Genomic DNA, 19,027 nt, shown 5'->3' with positions numbered 1-19,027 from the left:
CCGTCTTGCTCGTGGTGGCCGTGGCTCGTGGTGGTGTCTGCCGTGGGTCAGGATTCGAACAGGCGCAGGTCCGCCTGAAGGTGCAGTTCGGCGAAGATGTCGAGGGCGGGCGCCGAAGCGGCCGGAAGGTCCCGGGGATCGCCGCCCGCGTGCCCGGTGGCCTCGGCGGCGACCGCATCCACCTGCGGAGCCAGGTCCGCGAGCGCGCGGTGCACGGCCAGTGGATCGAGTCCGAGCAGGCGCACGGCCGCGGACGCGGGACCGGAGACCGCCCCGTACGCGCTGATCGAGGCGGCGTCCGCGGGGGAGCCCCCGGTGACGGCGACGGCGGCGCCGAGAACGAGCGGGTGGTGCGGTATCGGGAACGCCGCGAGCACGTCCAGCACCGGGTGCGGCGACATGGCGCGGACGGCGCGCAGCAGCGATCGCCCCTGGGCCCGGGAGGCCCGGCGCCCGGCGGGCGACGGCATCCTGGCGTCGGCTTCGGCGTCCAGCACCGACCAGGTCTCGTCCTCGTTGGGTTCGCCGTACGCACGCGCCGTTCCGTTCACGGCGCGGGCCGCGTGTGCGCAGGCGGCGGCCGAGAGGGCGGCGGATACCAGGCCGGTGGTGGCGAGGCGCCCGCGCAGGAAGGCCGCGAGCGTCGGGAGGTCGGTGACCGCGCCGGCCTCCGCCGCCGGCTCCAGCCCGCCGGAGTGGGCGTGGCCGCCCGCCGGGAGCCGGGAGTCGGCGAGGAGCAGCAGCGGTGCGGGCAGGCCCATCAGAACAGGAAGTAGCGCTGCGCCATCGGCAGCTCGGTCGCGGGGGAGGGCTCGACGTCGTCGCCGTCGATCGACACCGTGAAGGTGTCGGGGTCGACGTCGATCCGGGGGAGCGCGTCGTTGAGCACCATGTCCGCCTTGCCCACCCGGCGGGTGTCCTTGACCGGCACCAGAGCGCGGTTCACCGCGAGCCGGTCGGCCAGGCCCGCCTCGATGGCGGCGGGCGCCACGAAGTGCACCGAGGTGGCGGCGGCGGTGGGCGGCGCGGCGCCGAACATCGGCCGGGGCAGCACCGGCTGCGGCGTCGGGATCGAAGCGTTGGCGTCGCCCATCGCCGCCCACGCGATCATCCCGCCCTTGACGACCACCTGCGGGCGGACGCCGAAGAACGCGGGATGCCACAGCACCAGGTCGGCGAGCTTGCCCGGCTCCACCGAGCCGATCTCGCCTTCGAGGCCGTGCGCGATGGCCGGGTTGATCGTGTACTTGGCGATGTAGCGGCGGGCCCGCAGGTTGTCGGCCGGTTCCGCGGCCCCGCCCTCGCCCGGGGAGCCGCGGCGGAGCTTCATGACGTGGGCGGTCTGCCAGGTGCGGATCACCGTCTCGCCGATCCGTCCCATGGCCTGCGAGTCCGAGCCGATCATCGCGATCGCGCCGAGGTCGTGCAGGACGTCCTCGGCGGCCATGGTCGTCGGCCGGATGCGCGACTCGGCGAAGGCCAGGTCCTCGGGCACCGACGGGTTCAGATGGTGGCACACCATCAGCATGTCGAGGTGCTCGTCCAGGGTGTTGACGGTGTGCGGCCGGGTCGGGTTGGTGGAGGAGGGCAGCACGTTGGGGTGCGCGGCGATGGTGATGATGTCGGGCGCGTGCCCGCCGCCCGCGCCCTCGGTGTGGTAGGCGTGGATCGACCGGCCGGCGATGGCCCCGAGCGTCGACTCGACGTACCCCGCCTCGTTCAGCGTGTCGGAGTGCAGGGCGACCTGGACGCCGGACGCGTCGGCGACCCGCAGGCAGGCGTCGATGGCCGCCGGGGTGGAGCCCCAGTCCTCGTGCAGCTTGAAGCCGGACGCGCCGGCGCGCAGCTGCTCCCAGAGCGCCTCCTCGCCGACCGTGTTGCCCTTGCCGAGCAGCGCGACGTTCACCGGCCAGGAGTCGAGCGACTCCAGCATCCGGGCGAGGTACCAGGTGCCGGTCACGGTGGTGGCCTTGGTCCCCTCGGCCGGGCCGGTGCCGCCGCCGATCACCGTGGTGACCCCGGCGCCGAGCGCCTCCTCCAGCAGCTGGGGGCAGATGAGGTGGACGTGGGAGTCCACCGCCCCGGCGGTCAGGATGCGGCCGTTGCCCGCCAGCACCTCGGTGGACGGCCCGATCACCAGGTCCGGGTGGACGCCGTCCATCGTGTCGGGGTTGCCGGCCTTGCCGAGCGCGACGATCCGGCCGTCGCGGATCCCGACGTCGGCCTTGACCACACCCCAATGGTCGAGCACCACGGCCCCGGTGACGACCAGGTCGAGGGCGCCGTCCGCGCGCGTGGTGCGCGCCTGCCCCATCGACTCGCGGATCACCTTGCCGCCCCCGAAGACCACCTCGTCGCCCGCTCCCGCGCCGCGGCTTCGGTCCTCGGTGACCTCGATGAACAGGTCGGTGTCGGCCAGCCGAATCCGGTCTCCGGCGGTGGGGCCGTACAACTGCGCGTACCGGGCCCGCGACAGCTCAGCCATCCAGCGCTCCGGCCTGTTCGGGCCGCAGCCCCGGCACGACCCGGTTCCCGGCCAGCGGCACCAGTTCGACCTCCCGGGTGAGACCCGGCTCGAACCGCACCGACGTACCGGCCGGGACGTCGAGACGGTGTCCCCAGGCCGCGGACCGGTCGAACTCCAGCGCCGGGTTCGCCACCGCGAAGTGGTAGTGCGACCCGACCTGGACGGGCCGGTCGCCGGTGTTGACGACGGTGACGGCCGTGCGTGGCCGGCCGGGGTTGAGGGCGACCGGCGGGCCGTCACCCGGGACGACCTCGCCCGGAACGAGCGGTCGCCCGCTCACGGGATCGGCCGGTGGACGGTGACGAGCTTGGTGCCGTCGGGGAACGTCGCCTCGACCTGCACCGAGTCGAGCATCTCCGGAATGCCTTCCATCACGTCCTCCCGTGTCAGCACCGCCCGGCCGGACTCCATCAGCTCCGCGACCGTCCGCCCGTCCCTCGCGCCCTCCAGCACGTGGACCGCGATGACCGCGGTCGCCTCCGGATGGTTGAGCCGCAGACCGCGAGCGCGGCGTCCCTGCGCGACCGACGCGGCGACGTGCAGCAGCAGGCGCTGCTGCTCATGTGGGCTGATCAGCACGCTCCGGACCTTACTGGCCGGAAGGGGACACGGCACCAGGTGAATTGCGGATTTAACAGCGAGTTAACGTGCTCGGCGCCGAAGGGGCGAGGCCCGCTCCAAAAGAAGCAACAGAGCCATTCTTGGCACCTATGAGTGCTCTTGACAGGTAATAGATCAATCCTTTATCGAGGAGTGTGCCTGGATTTTTGCGGGGACCAGTGGTCACCGCCCAGCAGCGAGGCCGCGCAACAAGGCGTGCTGCCGGCGGACCTGGTCGCGGCCCCGATAGGGCTCGCGCAGGCCTTCGTACTCGCTGGACAGGTAACCGGACCACCCCGCCTGCTGGAGTGTCGGAATGATGTCGCTCCACGGCACGTGCAGGTCGTTGAGGTCGTCGTCGATCGAGAAGAACTTCGCCTGGATGAAGTGGGTGTGCGGCAGGACCTCGACCAGGTCGGCCATCGGCACGGCGAGTGGCCGCAGGTGCGCCGGCACCTCCTCGCCCTCTTCGGCCTCGATCTCCTCGGCGTAGTCGCGGACTGCCGCGGTCTGGAAGATGCCGGTGTCGATGAGCAGCTTGAAGTGCTTGGTGCCGGTGCGCTCGATGAAGTCGAGGTAGCCCTGCGTCACCGGGTGCCGGATCGGGGTCGGGGCGTGGATCTCCGGGCAGATGACGATGTCCAGGTCGGCGGCCAGGTCCAGCGAGCGCTCGACCGCCCCCTCCCAGATCGGGTGCGGGTCCAGCTCCCAGGACGTGACGCCGAACTTGGGGCGCACCGAGGTGAATCCGAGCCGGTGGGCGAGTCGCAGGTCCAGTTGGAGCTGTTCTGCGCCCTCCTCCACCGTGAGATCGCGGTCGTGCCACCGCGTGGTGTCGACCCACGAGCCGAAGTTGGTCGCCTCGAGGCCGTACTTCTCCAGCAGCCCGCGCCAGGCGTCGATCCACCCGGGCTTGGGTGACGGGTAGCCGGCGACGTTGCCTTCGCCGAGGATCTCGATGCCCGTGGCGCCCAGGTCGGCGATGTCGGCGAACACGTCTTCGAGGGTCATCGAGGTGTAGAGGTCGCCGCTGTAGCTGTAGGTGGAGACGCCGAAGCGCAGCCCGCCGTCGGGCACCGGCGGCACGATCACGCCGGTTCCGGTCGAGGTGAACGGCGTGCGCGCGATCAGCGGCGGGAAGTACGAGCGGCGCAGATGCACGACCACTTCGAGCTGGTGGACTCCCCCCGACAGGCCGCCGGCCTTCGGGACGGTAATGGTGGCCGGCTCGTCCAGGTGCCAGCGCACGTCGGTCGAGGCGCGCAGCTCATCGAGGGTGAAGGTACGGCCCTGCAGCGTCCACAGCGGCACGTGGTCGGGGATGCGTTCGCCGTCGACCACGACGTCCACGCCGTCGAGCAGGCTGGCCGCGACCCCGCGGTAGTTCGGGTTGCGCAGTTGGAAGGAGAAGCCGGTGATCCGGCCGTCCTCGAACACGTTGCGGAAGCCGCGTCCTTGGATGGTGGGGAAGTCGAGCATGGCGTCAGTTCCTCTCGGCGGTGAGGTCGGCGGCGATGGCGCGGGCGCCGGCGACGGCGAGGGCCACGGAGGTGAGGGTGGGGTTGCAGGCGGTCGCGGTCGGGATGACGCCGTTGCCCGCGACGTGCAGGCCGGTGACGTCCCAGACCTGCGAGGCGGGGGAGCAGACGGAGGTGCCGTCGTCGCGTTCGCCCATCCGCACGGTGCCCTGGTAGTGCAGGGACGCACCGGGATCGAAGGTCAGCGGGGCGTCGTCCAGAGGTTCGCCGAGGGCTTCGGCGGCGCGGCGGACCGCGTTGCGGGACGCCTCGATCGCCGCGTGGTCGCGTTCGGTGAGCCGGTAGTGGATGCGCATGGCGGGCATGCCGTAGGCGTCGCCTTCACGGTCGTCGAACTCGATGCGGTCGGATTCCTGCAGGTCCTTGGCGCAGAACCAGCCGAGGCCGACGATGGTGCCGGGCAGTGGCTCGTCGGCGTCGGCCAGTGGCACGGGCGAGGCGTCCAGCTGCATGACCTGCCCGTGGAAGGGCTCGTCATCGGTGAACGGGACCCAGCTGACGCCACTCTGCGGGACGATCTCGGCCTTGTCGCGTGGGTCGGTTTCGGCGGCCGGGTCGGGGGCGATGTCGCGGAGCCGGACGGCGAACACGGTCTGCGGCTGGTCGTTGAGGTAGCGGCCGAGAGCGCGCGGCCGGATCCCGGACGCCCACAGCAGCTGCGGGGTCCGGAGGCTGTCGCCCGCGACCACCACGTACCGGGCGCGGACGTCGTGGACGGTCCCGTCGCGCATGTCGCGGATCTGTACGCCGCGGACGCGGTCGCCGTCCACGAGCACGCGGGTCACGAGCGCTTGCGAGTGCAGGCTGAAGTTGGGGTTGCCCCGGGTCGGCTCGCCGAAGACGACGTCGGCGCCGGACCAGGTGACGCGGCCGCCGGCGTCCTTGCGCACGGCCAGCGGCATGGGCTGGACGCGGCGGTCGCCGCCGCGCCCGGCGTCGATCGCGGCGCCGAGGCGCTTGCGGACCTCGGCGGCGAACGGCGCGTCGTCGAAGGCGTGCGCGTCGACGCACAGGAGCCGTTCCGCCTCGGCGAGCAGGTCGTCGAGGTCGGGGACGAAGGCGATCCGCTCGGAGCCGCCGGGGCGGGGGCAGGCGCCGGTCCAGTGGGCGCCCATGCCGCCGACGTTGCTCGACATCGCCGCGCCGGGGAGGCCGTCCTCTCCTGGCTGCCGGTACCCCGAGGGGAGCAGGAAGGTGCCGGGGCGTGCGAGACGGGGCGCGTCGTCGGCGTACCCGTCCATGGTGTCGGTGGAGGCGGCGCCGTCGCGGGGCGCCGGGCCTTCGGAGAGCCGCTGCGCGCGGGCGCGCTCTTGCGCCGAGGCGATGTTCTTGACGTGGACGCCGGGCGGGTCGGCCAGCAGCGGGCCGACCTCGAACGTCGCGATCGACGCCGTGGGCGCCCGCTCGCTGAGGACGCGGGCGTACGCGGCGCCGCAGGGGCCGCTGCCGACGATGGCGACGTCGACGTGCTCGGGGAATCTCATGGAGTCCTTCTCATCTGTACGGGCTCGTGCGGGTCACTCGGCGTCCTCATGTCCCGGTCCCGGTGTCCGCTGTCCGCGACTCTTCCTGGGCGGGCGCGATCTCGTTCTCACCGAGGTAGCTGGCGGTGAGCAGGTGCCGGTCGCGCAGCAGACGGCCCGCGTCGCCCTGCAGGACGACGTCGCCGTGCACGAGTACATATCCGCGGTCGGCGATCGACAGGGCCATCTGGACGTGCTGCTCGATCAGCAGCACGCCCGCGGCGGTGTCGTCGGCGTAGCGGCGCAGGATCGGCAGGAGCCGCTTGACGATCACGGGGGCGAGGCCGAGGCTGAGCTCGTCCACCATGAGCACGGTGGGGCGGCGGGCCAGCGCGCGGCCGAGGCCGAGCATCTGCTGTTCCCCGCCGGAGAGCAGGCCCGCCCGCCGCTTGGCGAGCTTGCGGAGCGCGGGGAAGTACTCGTAGGCGATGTCGCGGTCGAGTTTCTGCCCGCGGTGCCCGAGGCGGAAGTGCTCTTCGACGGTGAGCCCGCGGAAGACGCTGCGGGCGTCGGACATCTGCACGAGGCCCGCGCGGGCGACCTGCACGGCCGAGCGTCCGGTGATGTCGTCGCCGCGGTAGCGGATCGCGCCGGACATCGGGTCGAGCAGTCTCGACACCGCGCGCAGCGTGGTGGTCTTGCCCGCGCCGTTGGGTCCGAGCAGGGCCACGACCTCGCCGGGCGCGACGGTCAGGGACATCTCCCGCACCACGGGGGAGGTGGTGTAGCCCAGGGTGAGCCCGTCGAGTTCGAGCAGCGGCGTGCCGGTCACCTCGCGACCTCCTGATCTGCGGATTCGGTGGTGTCGTCGCCCTCGCCGAGGTAGGCCTCGATGACCTGCGGTGAGCGGCGGATCTGCGCGGGCGTCCCCTCGGCGATGACGCGGCCGAGGTCCAGGACGTAGATCCGGTCGCAGACGCCCAGGACGAGGCCCATGTCGTGGTCGACGAGCAGCAGCGACGTCCCGCCCGACACCAGCCGCCGCAGCCGCTCCCCGAGGGCGAGGCTCTCCGCGGAGTCCAGGCCGGCGGCCGGTTCGTCCAGGCACAGCACCCGCGATCCGGTGGCGAGGGCGCGGGCCACGTCCACGGTCTTGCGCTGGCCTTGGGACAGGTCGTCGGGGTCGCGGTCGAGGACCGCGCCGAGGCCGAGCAGCCCGGCCGCTTCGGTGACCGAGGGAAGGTCGGGCGCGCGGCCGGTGACGATCTCCTTGAGCGACTGGACGAGCGACGGGCGGTGCGCCCCGACCTCGAGGTTCTCCCGGACGGTCAGCTCGTCGTAGAGTTCGGCGCCCTGCCAGGTGCGGCCGAGGCCGGCGCGGGCCCGCCGGTGCGGCTTGGCGCGGCTGATGTCGGTGCCGTCCAGTTCGACGGTGCCGGTGCTGCGGGTGAAGCCGGTCAGCGCGTCGATGAAGGTGGTCTTGCCGGCGCCGTTCGGACCGATCAGCCCGACCAGCTCGCCTTTCCCGATGCGCAGCGACACCGCGTCCAGCGCGAGGTTGCCGCCGTAGCGGACGGTCAGGTCGCGGGTGCTGAGGACGTCGTTCATCATCGCGCTCCCTGGGTGGTGGCGAGCTGCTTGTCGGCGGCCGCGGGAGCGTCGCCGGACGGGCCGCCGCGCACTCGCCGCACCAGCCGCCCCGGCCATTTCGGCGGGGGCGCGAGCGCGATCCCGTCCGGGTTGGTGATGACCGTGAACACCAGCAGGAACCCGGCGAGGACGAGCTGGAAGTTCACCGAGATGCCCAGGTAGTGGTTCAGCGCGTAGCTCATCAGTCCCTGCGTGATGAGCAGCCCGCCCATGACCGCGCCGCGGACGGTGGTGATGCCGCCGAGGTAGGCGAAGGCGATCAGGCTGAGGGTGTTGAACACGGTGAAGCGGGTCGGGTCGAGCGAGCCGAAGTTGTAGGCGTACAGCACCCCGGCGAACGCCATGATGACCGTCGCGACCGCGAAGGCGATCAGCTTGACCTGCGCGGGCGAGACGCCCGCCGACGCCGCGGCCCGCTCGTTGGAGCGCACCGCGAGCATCCGCTTGCCGAGGCTGCCGCGGCGGATCCCCGCGACGAGCAGCGCCGCGGCGATGAGTACCAGCAGCACGACCGCCCCGAACAGCGGGCTCGGGCGCGCGCCGTCCAGCCCCCGCACGGGCGAGTCCGTGCCGATGGAGAAGCCGAGCACGGTGGGGGCCGAGACCGGCGCGCCGGACGCGGGCACCCCCCATCGGGTGTTGCCGAACCCGAAGGAGTTCAGCGCGACGGCCCCGGCCAGCGTGAGGATCGCGAGCTGGACGCCGCGGACGCGCAGCGCGGGCAGCGCCGTCACCAGCCCGATCACCAGCGCGCCGAGCACACCGGCCACCAGGGCGAGCGGCCAGGGGACGCCCGCGTCCGCGGTGAGCTTGGACAGCACGACCCCCGCGACTCCGGCCAGGCCGAACTGGAGCAGCGACACCTGCCCGACCAGTCCGGTCACCACGACCAGCGACAGGCACGCGATGGAGCCGATCAGCGAAAGGATCAGCGCCTGCCGCAGGTCGTAGGGCAGGACGAACAGCGCGACGAGCGCCACCGCACCGGACATCACCGCCGGACGCACCACCCGCTCCGGCGCGGGTGCGCGCGGCAGGCGCGGCTCCACCAGCGTCCCCCGGTCGGGCAGGCTCTGCCCCCGCCACAACAGGGCGACGACGATGACGGCGAAGTACAGCAGGTCGGTCACGCCCGGCCACGCCACCCCGTCGGAGGTGGGGAACCACGGCCGGCTCTGCGCGTAGGTCACCAGCGAGGCGATGATCCCCATGCCGATCCCGGCGGCGGCCGCGACGGTGAACGAGGTGAACCGGGCCAGCAGCGCCGCGCCGAGGGCGGGGACGACCGCGAGCGCGATGGTGCTGGGATCCACCTGGGTCAGCGGCGCGACGACGATGCCGAGCCCGCCCGCGATCAGGGCGGCGATCACGGTGTTGGCCAGGGCGAGCCGTCCTGCCGCAAGGCCCGACAGCGCCGCCTCCCGCTCGCTCTCCTGCGCCGCCCGCGTCGCCAGTCCGAAGCGGGTGCGGCGGTAGGCGAGCGCGATCGCGCCGGTCAGCACCACCACGGACGCGAACAGGTACAGCCGGTTGGCGGGCACGGTGCCGCCCAGCAGCCGCACCGGGTCGGTGGGCAGCACGTCCGGCGCGGCCTTGCCCTGCGAGCCGAAGGTGATCAGGACGTACGCCTGGATGATCAGCAGCACCCCGACCGAGGCGACCAGCTTGGCCAGCGCGGACTGGCGGCGCAGCGGATGCAGCACCAGGTAGTGCAGGGCGACGCCGAGCACCGCGCAGACCGCGAGCGTCATCAGCACGGCCGGCAGCAGCGGGACGACCATGCCCTCGGCGCCCGCCACCCGCAGCGCGGGGAACAGCAGGTAGCCCTGGCCGCGCAGCCCGTAGAACACGTAGGCGCCGAACATCGCGATCGCGCCGGCGGCCACGTTGATCGTGCCCGAGCCCCGGTAGGTCGCGACCAGGCTCAGGGCCAGCCCGGCGATGAGCGCCCCCGTGCCGAGGCCCAGCACCGCGAACAGCAGGATCTGTTCCATGCGGCTTTCTCACCTTCTCCCAGCGGAACCGGTCGGCGTCACTTCGGCAGGTTCTGCCACGGGCCGACCTCCCACTTGCCGCCCTGGTAGGTGTAGAACCGGTCGGCGACTCCGCTGAGGGTCGGCATCCCGGGCACCGATCCGAAGGCGACCTTCGGCGTGCCCAGCAGGACGCCGCCGCTGTAGTCCTTGAGCGCACCCGACACCGCCTTGGGCGTGACCTTGTCGGCGCCGAGCGTGTTCAAGACCTTCGCCAGCAGGAACGCCGCACCGAACGCCTGCGGCGCGTCGATGCCGAGCTGGGCGCCCTTGCCCGCGTACTTGGCCATCACCGCCCGGTAGAAGGCGAGCTGGCCGGTGTCGTCGGGGGCGAACAGCGACAGCACGCTCGACTCGTACGACCACTTGGGGAAGTCGCCGAACGCGGCCTTGATCTGCTCGGTCGCGCACAGCGCCGAACCGACGACCGGAGTCGTCGTCCCGAGCGACTGCAGGGCCTTGGCCGAGGACAGGCAGTCGGACGTGGTGACCGTCGTCGGAGCGAGGGCGTCCGGCTTGCCGGACAGCGCCGAGGTGTAGGTGCCGGTCAGGTCCGTCGTGCCGGCCGGGAACGTGGTCACCTTCGACGACAGGCCGCTGCCGCTGAAGATCTTCTGGGCGGTCTGCCCGATCGCCAGGCTCCCCGGGTCGCTGGCCGTGACGATGCCCAGCGACTTGTAGCCCTTCGACCGCGCGTAGCTGGCGACGCCGGGCAGCGACGCGACGACACTGGGATTGACGGCGAAGGCGTTCTTGGCCGTGGTGTCCGGGCCCGGGTTCGCCATCATGATGACCGTGGGCTTGGCGCCGTTGATCGTCTGGTGCACCGCGTTGGCGCCGACGTTCAGGCCGCCCTGCAGGATGACGTCGACCTTGGTGTCGTTGAGGAACCGCTGAGCGCACTGCTGCGCCGACTCCTCGGTGGCGGTCACCTTGCAGACCTCGGCCTTGAGCGGGTGCCCGCCGATGCCGCCCTGCTCCTTGTTGATGTAGGAGAAGGCGGCCGAGACCGCGACCGTCACCTCGGGGTCGGAGACCTGGCCGCCCTCCTGGTTGATCAGGCCGATGGTGATCGGTTCGCTGGAGGAGGCCGCGCCGGGCTTGCCGCCGCTGAAGGTGGAGCCGATCGCACCGTCGATCGCGGCGGTGGTCGGTGTGCCGTCGGTGCCGCCTGAGGTGGACGCCGATTCGCCGCAACCTGCGAGCGTCAGTGCCAGTGCCGTGACCGCGCCGATCGCGGGCAGGCCGAAGGAACGCTTCATGATTTCCTCGTTCGGTGGGGTGGTGATCCGTTGCCGGCGGGGGGTCAGGCGACCAGCGGGGGCCGCGGGGTGTCGCGGGCGATCCGCAGACCGGTCCAGGCGCGCTTCACGACGCCACCTGCACCCATTCGCCGCGCTTGGAGGCGTCCAGGACGGCCGCCGTCAGCCGCGCGGCGCGGAGCCCGTCGGCGAAGGTGGGCAACCCGTCGGGGGCGTCGCCCGCCAGCGCCGCGTAGGTGTCGGCGACGAAGGCGTCGAAGCAGTCCTGGTAGCCCTGCGGATGCCCGGGCGGCAGGACCGAGTACCGCTCCGCCGCATCGGAGGCCCCGGCGCCGCGCAGGAACCGGCGGTTGACGCTCCGCCCGCCGACCCACAGCGAGTCGGGGTTCTCCTGGTCGAAGACCAGGCTCTCCTTGGCGCCGTCCACCGAGAACCAGAGCCGGTTCTTGCGTCCCTGGCTCACCTGGCTGACCGTCAGCGTGCCGGCCGCCCCGCCGTCGGTCTCGAAGGACACCACCGCGGCGTCCTCGGTCTCCACGCGCCGGCCGCCGCGCGACGGCACCGCGACCGCGGTGCGGGCGGCCAGGCGGACGATGCGGTGACCGGTGACGAACTCCACCAGGTCGCACCAGTGGACGCCGATGTCGGCGAACGCCCGCGACGGGCCGCCCCGGCCGGTGTCCACCCGCCAGTTGTCGTCGGTCGCCTCGGCGAGCCAGTCCTGCAGGTAGGAGCCGTGCAGCAGGCGCAGCGGCCCGGCCGACCCGTCGGCGACGCGGCTGCGCGCCTCCCGGACGCTGGGGTAGAAGCGGTAGACGAACGGCACCGTCGCGATGACCCCGGCCGCCTCCGCGCGGCCGAGCAGGTCGGCCGCCTCCTCCGCGCTCACCGCGAGCGGCTTCTCGCAGACCACGTGCTTGCCCGCGTCGATCGCGGCGCGGACCAGGCCGGCGTGCGTGCTGTTCGGGGTGCAGATGTGCACGATGTCGACGTCGTCGGCGCTCAGCACGTCCTCGGCGGCGCCGGCCGGGAACTCGGCCGCGAACCGCTCGGCCGCCGCCTGCGACGACGCCGGCGTCGACCCCGCGACGCGGGACACGACGCCCCCGCTGCGCCGGATCGCACGGGCGTGCACGGTGCCCATGAACCCGACACCGATCACACCGGCACGGACGCGGTCGGCCATTGGCCCTCCTCGGATCTGCTGTGGCAGGAGCCACACTCGACGCAATAAGCACCTTCTTCCTGACATCGGACGAAGTCAATGAATGGGCGACATAAGCGCGATCGGTATTCCGGATGCACGCCATCCATCGCACGAATACCCGGCGCCACACCCATCCCGTGCGAGCAAGCGGCAGAGCTGGAACGGCCGTCAGGTCAGGCGGAGCCGACCGTCCGCGCGGGCTCGGCGATCTCCGGGTGCCCGGCCGGCGAGCCGTAGGGCAGCCACACCGACAACCGGTCCTTGGTGAACAGCTCGTCCATCACCAGGTGCGCCGCTCCGACCAGGCCGGCCTCGCCGCCGAGAGGGGACGGCTCGATCCGCAGCGTGCGCGTGGCCAGCGGCAGCGACCGCCGGTACACCGACTCCCGGATGGCGGCCAGGACATGGTCGCCCGCGGACACGACGCCGCCGCCGAGCACGACCATGCCGGGGTTGTAGAAGCTGACCAGGGTCGCGAGCGTCGCACCGACCAGCCGGCTCGCCCGGGCCAGCAGCGCCCGCGCGGCCGGATCCCCCCGATCCGCCGCGAGCGTCACGTCCGCCGCGGTCAGCCGGCCGTTCGCCGCCAGCAAACCGGCCATCACCGGACCGGCGCCGCTCTCGGCGAGCCGCCGCCCCTCATGCGCCAGCGCCGCGCCGCCCGCGATCGCCTCCAGGCAGCCGGTGTTGCCGCAGCGGCACACCACGTCGTTGCCGTCCGCCACGGCGATGTGCCCGATGTCTCCCGCGCAGCCGTTCGCGCCGCGATGCGGCCGGCCGTCCGAGACCAGACCCGCCCCGATCCCGGTGCCGATCTTCACGTACAGCAGGTCCCCGACGCCGGCGACCGCGGGATTGCTGCGGATCTCGCCGATCGCCAGCAGGTTCACGTCGTTGTCGACCCAGGTGGGAGCCGAGAACCGCGCGGAGAGCCGGGCGCGGATCGGATAGCCGTCCCAGCCGGGCATGATCGGCGGCGCGATCGGCAGCCCGGTCTCGAACTCCACCGGCCCCGGCACCCCCACCCCGACGCCCCAGACCGGGGCCGCCGGCGCGAGGTCGCCGAGCAGGCCGTCCACCACCTTCTCGGCCCGGGACAGCACGGCCTCCGGCCCGTCGGCGATGTCGATCGGCTCCTCGGCACTGCGCAGCACCGCGCCCGCGAGGTCCGCGACCCCGACCGACATGCTCGTGGCGCCGAGGTCCACGCCGATCACCAGGCCCGCCTCCGCCCGCAACCGCAGGCGGCGGGGCGCCCGCCCGCCCGTCGACGCCCCCAGCCCGTCCTGCACGACGAGCCCCGCCGCCTCCAGTTCCGCCACGCGCGTGGCGACGATGCTGCGACCGAGCCCGACCTGCCGCGTCAGCAGCGGCTGGGTCACCCCCTCCGCGGCCCGGACGGCGGCGAGCACCGCTGCAAGACTGTCGATCCGCTCGGCGGGCACCTGAAGCCTCCTGGGGGCAGAGGAAGACGTGATCACCGGAGTCTAGTTCTTCTACCGAACTCCAACAGAAGCCGAGCCGCAAGCAGCAGAACCCTGAACCCCCATGCGCTGCCGCGAGAAGTGATCCCTCAGCGGCTCGCAGTTCCCCCCTCGACCGGCGGGTTCAGCAGGTAGCCGGTCGCGATCTGGACGAGCTGGCCGGTGAAGACCTCATCGGTGGTCGCCGGTGCGGCGAAGCCGGCCCCATAGGCGACACGCACTACGAGCGCGGAGAACAGCGTGGTGAAGCAGGCGTGGACCGCGGCGGCCGGGTCGGGATGGGCGATGCGGTCGGCGGCGCGCAGCACCACGGCGGTGAACTCCTCGCCCAGCCGGCGGGAGTGGGCCGATCCCCGGCGCTCGACCTCGGGATGGGCGCCGGAGATCAGGACCACGGCCCGCAGGAAGCGTGCATGGCGGAAGAACAGCCCGGCGAGCTCGGTCACCGCCTCGCCCACCAGGCGCTCGGGTGCCAGGCCGTCCCAGCGCTGCTGATCGGCGAAGACCGCCTGGTCGGCGTTGAGCCGGGCGATGCCGTGCTCGTAGACGGCCAGGAACAGGGCGTCCTTGGTGTCGACGCGCGCGTAGACCGTGGGCGGCGCGACGCCGGCGCGCTCGCAGACCGCGGCGATGGTGAACGCCTCGTACCCGCCCTCCTCGACGATCCGCACGCCGGCGTCCAGGATCCGCGCCCACACCTGGCGGCTGCGCTCCTGCCGCGGCGGGCGGATCCGCAGGTCGGCGGCATCCATGGCGTTCTCGGACGTCATGGCGGCCATTGTCGCGCATCGGCGGTCTCCGCCGAGGCCGGCGGGTTGACAGGCGTGTGACCCGGGATACATCATCCTCAAACATTAGTGCGCACTAAAGTTTCAGGGGGATCGGCCAGGCCGCCGCTCCACCTGCCGATTTCGCGCCACATCCGAGGAGGTACCCATGGCATCCACCCCGCGCGGACGGGTCGCCGTCATCGGCGCCGGACCCGCCGGCATGGCCACCGCCCTGTCGGTCCACCAGGCAGGCCATGACGTCGTCCTGCTGGAGCGCTACCCCCAGGCCCGGCCGGCGGGCAACATCCTCAACCTGTGGCCGCCGCCCATCAAAGCGCTCGGACTGATGGGCGTCGACATCGACGACCTCGGCTCACCGTGCCACACCGAATTCCGCAACATCGCCGGACGCCGCCGGGTCGCCGTCCACCTTCCCGAGGACGTCGTCCGCGACTACGGCGGCGGATTCATCGGGCTGCTGCGCCCCGCCCTGTACGAGCGGCTGCTGGCCGCACTCCCGCCCGGCGTCCTGCAGGTCAACCGGCGCGTCGAGCGGCTGGAGCAGGACCAGGACGGGGTGCGCCTGCACCTGGCAGACGGCGAGATCCACGAATGCGACGTGGTGGTGGGCGCCGACGGCATCGACTCCCTGGTGCGCCGCACCCTGTGGGGAGACGCCCCCAAACGCGAGCACAACCTGCACATCTTCGGCGGGTTCGTTCTGGACGCCGACGTCCCGGCCCAGCCCGGGCTGTGCATCCTCACCCACAGCCGCACCACCCAGGGCGCTTGGACCTCGATCCGCCACAAGGGCCGCGACGGGTTCCAATGGTGGGTGCTGACCGCCCACGACGCCCGCCGCGAGTTCACCGGCGACCTGCACGCCACCGCGACCGGCCTGGCCCACGGCTTCCCCTCGCCGCTGCCCGAACTGATCGCCGCGACCGACCCCGACGACGTGCAGCGCTGGCTGCTGCGCGACCGCAAACCCCTCAAGCAGTGGTCCAAAGGCCGCGCGACCATCGTCGGGGACGCCGCCCACCCGACCTCCCCCTACGCCGCCTACGGCGCGGGGATGGCCACCGAGGACGGCTACTTCCTCGGCCGCCGCCTGGCCGGGGTCGACCTTCGCGACCACACGGCGGTCCGCGGCGCGCTGCAGGCCTTCGAGACCCCGCGCAAACCCCACACCGCCCGGCAGTCGCAGCAGGCGTTCGTGCTCGGCAAGGTCTTCCACCACGCCCCGCCGCCGCTGCGGATCGTCCGCGACCTCATCCTCGACCGCACCCCGCTGCTGCAGAAGGCCGTCGGCGAGGCCTCACCCGCAGAGATCGTCAAGCAGATCGCCGAGATCGACACCGCCGAACACGCCTTCCGCGCCGCCCTGGGACGCGCAGCGGGCTGAGGACGCGCCGGCCCAACACGCCAGGCGCGATGCCTGAGGTGAGGACCCCTTGCCCAGACGGGGGTTGACGGTGCCGAGAGGTCAATTTACGCTCCAGAAAGCGTTCTCTGAAAGCGCTTTCTAGGAGGGCCGATGCAGGTCTCCATCGCACCCCGCGCTCGGGGCCGCCGCAGGCCGGGCCCGGCCTGCGACGAGGGCTGACCGGGTAGCAAAGGAGCGGGACGATGGAAACAGGACGGCGCGTGTTCATCGCGGGGACGCTGGGGACCGCACTGGCAGGAGTCGTGCCCGGATGGGCGGCAACCGCATGGGCGGCGCAAGGACCGGCTGCAGGGGCGCTCCATCTGGACTTTGGCGGCGCGACGCCGCCCGCACCGGGCTACGTGCGTGTGGGAACTGAGGCGTACACCGAGGCGCGCGGTTACGGCTGGGTCTCGGCGGCCGGACTCGGTATCCGCGACCGGGGCGGCGACGCTCCGCAGCGCGATTTCGTGGTCGGTACCGCGGCGCACGTGTTCCGGATCGGGAACCTGGCGCCGGGCCGTTACCGCCTGCGCATTCTGTCCGGTGACCTGACGTTCGCCGACCACTTCACCCGGCTGCGGGTGTCCGGGATGGACGGCGGCGAGCCGCCGGTGTTGCATCCGAGCTACGCACAGTTCGCCGAGCTCACCGCGACGCTCGTCGTCCCGGAGGGCGGCACCGGGGTCGACATCACGATGGACACGGCCGCGAACAACTGGGTCGTCAACGCCCTGGTCCTCGAACCGGCCGCGGAGCCGGAGCCGGTCCGGGTCACCTTCACCGATGCCCCGATCCGGAGCACCTGGGGGCCGATCCTTGCCTCGCCGGACCCGACGGCGCCGCTTCTCGACGGCCACCGGTCGCGGTCCGCGGGCGATCACGTCCGGCCCACCGGTCTCCGGCGGGCCGAATACCTACGGCTGATCGCGAGCGAGGTGGACTTCTGGAAGACCAGGCAGGACACCGCCGGCGCGATCATCGACCCCTACCGGAACCGCGAGGTCCAGTACAGCACGCCCGCCTTCGCCCACGCCGCCGCGGCCCTCGTCGCGTACGCCGGACGACAGGACCTCCTGGAGGCGGCCGCGCTCGCGGTGGACCGGGCGTCCTTGGAACTCGCTCAGCGCACCGCCGCGGATTCCCACGAGGATTTCTTCGCGCCGATGCTCGCCCACGCGATCCGCCTGCTGGAGCCGCACCTGCCCGCCGCCCGGTCGGCGGCCTGGAAGCACGACATCGGCCGGTTCGAGCCGTTCCTCACCTACCGGTCGGCCGTCGGAGGCAACAACTGGAACATCGTCGCCGCGAGCGGCGAGGCGCTGTTCCAGAAGATGGGCCTGCGCGTGCCCTCCGATCGCTACCCCGAGGCGAGCTTCGCCGCGCAGGGCCAGCACTTCGACACCTCCTACGGGCTCTATCTGGAAGGCCCGATGCCCTACGACCACTTCCCGCGCCTCTGGCTCGCAGACCTCATCGGGCGGGGCTACGCCGGGCCGTACAAGGCCGAGCTGACCGAGGCCCTGCGCCGCGCGGCCATCACCAGCCTGTTCATGCAGTCGCCGAACGGCGAGCTGCCCGCCGGTGGCAGGTCGGCTCACCACCAGTGGAACGAGGCGGAGCAGTGCGTGACCTACGAGGTCTTCGGGGCACGCGCGCTGGCCGCCGGCGACAGAGAACTCGCGGCGTACTTCAAACGGGGCGCGCACCTCGCGCTGCGCTCCATGTTCCGCTGGGTGCGCCCGAGCGGGGAGATGCAGGTCGTCAAGAACTGGATGGACCCGGCGCAGAGCTTCGGATTCGAGTCCTACTCCAGCCACTCCCAGTACAACCTGCTGCCGATGTCGATGCTCGCCCTCGCCTACGAACACGCCGCCACGACCGAGAACGTCAGCGAACGGCCCGCCCCCGCGGACACCGGTGGCCACCTGCTCCATATCGAACCCCTGCACAAGGTCTTCGCGAACGCCGGTGGCGCCTACGTGGAGATCGACACCGCCGGCGACCACCACTACGACGCGACCGGGCTCATCCGAGCGCACTTCTCGGGTCACTCGCCCCAGCTCGGATCGAGCGACTCCCTGCTGGCCGAGCCGAGCTATCGGGTGCCGGACGGCCCCAAGCCGCCGACGACCGGGATGGGCGTGGCATGGGAGATCGCCCCCGGCGAGTGGCGCCACTTCGGCGAACTCGAGCCGAGCCTCACCCAGGACGTCGTCGTACATCCGACGCGGCTGCGAAGCGACCGCGTCGAGTTCACCGTCCTCTACACCGGCGACTTCGGCGGTGGCGTCACAACGGTCGAGGATCGCTTCACCATCAAGCCGCAGGAGATCCGGGTCACCACGACCCTCCGCGGCTACGCCGGGCCGGTGCGGCGCGTAGCGCCGGTGCTCTCCCACGACGGCCGCACTCCCGGCACGATCCAGGTCCATGGAGACGAGGTGCGCGTCTGGCAGGAGGGCGAGCACGGCACCTCCAGGCTCGCCTACACCATGCCCGGCGCCACGTCGGTGCTGGTCGGCAGCGAAGAGTACGGCAACCACAACGGCCTGATGAGACTCGCCGTCGGTGAGTACGCCGCCGGCATGGGCGCCCAGGGCATCACCCTCGTCATCGCCCCACAGGGCAACGGCCGCCTCTAGCCTCCCGGCGAAGCCCTTCGCAGCGCCGCACCGGCGACGGTAAAACCGATCTTGTCGCCACCACCCGTGAGGGTTACCTGTTTGCGTGGGCAACCGCAGGTAAAGCCGGGGACCCGCAGTGGTCCACCTACCACCACGATGACCGGCGTACCGGGCGTTACAGCCCCCCGGATTGACCCGCCGAGGCCCCCGCATCCCTGCGGGCCCGAGATCGTCCGAACTTTTTTTGGTGCCGGCGGACTGGCCTGCAGCCGGTGCGTGGTGGGGGTTTTGGGTTGTCTTTGCTGGTGGGCTCGTGGTTTGGGGTGGGCTTGACGAAATATGGGGTGGGTTGAACCTGTTGTGGATGTGTGACCGACGGGGAAGCCCGTCCGGGGCGCCCGCTTCGATCTGACGAAGGGCGCATCGAGTCCCTGATCATC

At 72.1% G+C, this 19,027-nt stretch carries 15 protein-coding genes; 2 read left to right on the top strand and 13 right to left on the bottom strand.

Going from position 1 to position 19,027, the window contains the following annotated elements; all coding sequences use genetic code 11:
• Window positions 1–47: 47 nt before the first annotated feature.
• From ACA514_RS00075 to ACA514_RS00015, 13 genes are all read right to left on the bottom strand, one after another.
• Window positions 48–761: an urease accessory protein UreF gene (locus ACA514_RS00075; RefSeq protein ID WP_375038851.1), complete on the bottom strand. Its 714-nt coding sequence runs from the start codon at window positions 759–761 to the stop codon at window positions 48–50.
• Complete coding sequence (locus tag ACA514_RS00070; protein ID WP_375038850.1) at window positions 761–2,485, bottom strand: urease subunit alpha; 1,725 nt, start codon at window positions 2,483–2,485, stop codon at window positions 761–763. The genes ACA514_RS00075 and ACA514_RS00070 overlap by 1 nt, the downstream gene beginning before the upstream one ends.
• Complete coding sequence (locus tag ACA514_RS00065) at window positions 2,478–2,807, bottom strand: urease subunit beta (protein ID WP_375038849.1); 330 nt, start codon at window positions 2,805–2,807, stop codon at window positions 2,478–2,480. Before ACA514_RS00065 ends, ACA514_RS00070 begins: the two co-directional genes overlap by 8 nt.
• A complete protein-coding gene (locus tag ACA514_RS00060; RefSeq protein ID WP_375038848.1) occupies window positions 2,804–3,106 on the bottom strand; it encodes an urease subunit gamma in 303 nt (100 codons plus the stop codon). The genes ACA514_RS00065 and ACA514_RS00060 overlap by 4 nt, the downstream gene beginning before the upstream one ends.
• Before the next feature lie 204 nt (window positions 3,107–3,310).
• Entirely contained in the window at window positions 3,311–4,606 is a 1,296-nt protein-coding gene (locus ACA514_RS00055) for a DUF6379 domain-containing protein (protein WP_375038847.1), read from the bottom strand.
• A 4-nt stretch (window positions 4,607–4,610) separates the two neighbouring features.
• Window positions 4,611–6,149, bottom strand: a complete 1,539-nt coding sequence (locus ACA514_RS00050; protein ID WP_375038846.1) for a GMC oxidoreductase — start codon at window positions 6,147–6,149, stop codon at window positions 4,611–4,613.
• Between the two features lie 46 nt (window positions 6,150–6,195).
• The gene (locus tag ACA514_RS00045) at window positions 6,196–6,960 is read right to left on the bottom strand and encodes an ABC transporter ATP-binding protein (RefSeq protein WP_375038845.1); all 765 of its coding nucleotides are present in this window, start codon (window positions 6,958–6,960) and stop codon (window positions 6,196–6,198) included.
• A complete protein-coding gene (locus tag ACA514_RS00040) occupies window positions 6,957–7,739 on the bottom strand; it encodes an ABC transporter ATP-binding protein (protein WP_375038844.1) in 783 nt (260 codons plus the stop codon). Before ACA514_RS00040 ends, ACA514_RS00045 begins: the two co-directional genes overlap by 4 nt.
• Complete coding sequence (locus ACA514_RS00035) at window positions 7,736–9,772, bottom strand: ABC transporter permease (RefSeq protein ID WP_375038843.1); 2,037 nt, start codon at window positions 9,770–9,772, stop codon at window positions 7,736–7,738. The genes ACA514_RS00040 and ACA514_RS00035 overlap by 4 nt, the downstream gene beginning before the upstream one ends.
• A 38-nt stretch (window positions 9,773–9,810) precedes the next feature.
• Window positions 9,811–11,073, bottom strand: a complete 1,263-nt coding sequence (locus ACA514_RS00030) for an ABC transporter substrate-binding protein (RefSeq protein ID WP_375038842.1) — start codon at window positions 11,071–11,073, stop codon at window positions 9,811–9,813.
• 106 nt (window positions 11,074–11,179) lie between these two features.
• Window positions 11,180–12,259, bottom strand: coding sequence for a Gfo/Idh/MocA family protein (locus tag ACA514_RS00025; RefSeq protein ID WP_375038841.1), 1,080 nt, complete (start codon window positions 12,257–12,259; stop codon window positions 11,180–11,182).
• 194 nt (window positions 12,260–12,453) lie between these two features.
• The gene (locus tag ACA514_RS00020; RefSeq protein ID WP_375038840.1) at window positions 12,454–13,725 is read right to left on the bottom strand and encodes an ROK family protein; all 1,272 of its coding nucleotides are present in this window, start codon (window positions 13,723–13,725) and stop codon (window positions 12,454–12,456) included.
• A 128-nt stretch (window positions 13,726–13,853) separates the two neighbouring features.
• Window positions 13,854–14,534, bottom strand: a complete 681-nt coding sequence (locus ACA514_RS00015; RefSeq protein ID WP_375038839.1) for a TetR/AcrR family transcriptional regulator — start codon at window positions 14,532–14,534, stop codon at window positions 13,854–13,856.
• 166 nt (window positions 14,535–14,700) lie between these two features.
• On the opposite strand from ACA514_RS00015, the gene ACA514_RS00010 reads away from it, so the two are divergent.
• Both ACA514_RS00010 and ACA514_RS00005 read left to right on the top strand, forming a co-directional pair.
• Entirely contained in the window at window positions 14,701–15,939 is a 1,239-nt protein-coding gene (locus tag ACA514_RS00010; RefSeq protein WP_375038838.1) for an FAD-dependent oxidoreductase, read from the top strand.
• A gap of 389 nt (window positions 15,940–16,328) precedes the next feature.
• Window positions 16,329–18,605 (top strand): hypothetical protein, encoded by a 2,277-nt coding sequence (locus ACA514_RS00005; protein ID WP_375038837.1) that lies wholly within the window; start codon window positions 16,329–16,331, stop codon window positions 18,603–18,605.
• Window positions 18,606–19,027: the final 422 nt, after the last annotated feature.

Source organism: Actinomadura sp. NTSP31 (genome assembly GCF_041951385.1).
GTDB classification, from domain to species: Bacteria; Actinomycetota; Actinomycetes; order Streptosporangiales; family Streptosporangiaceae; genus Spirillospora; species Spirillospora napierensis.
This window is presented reverse-complemented; position numbering and strand designations above follow the sequence as displayed.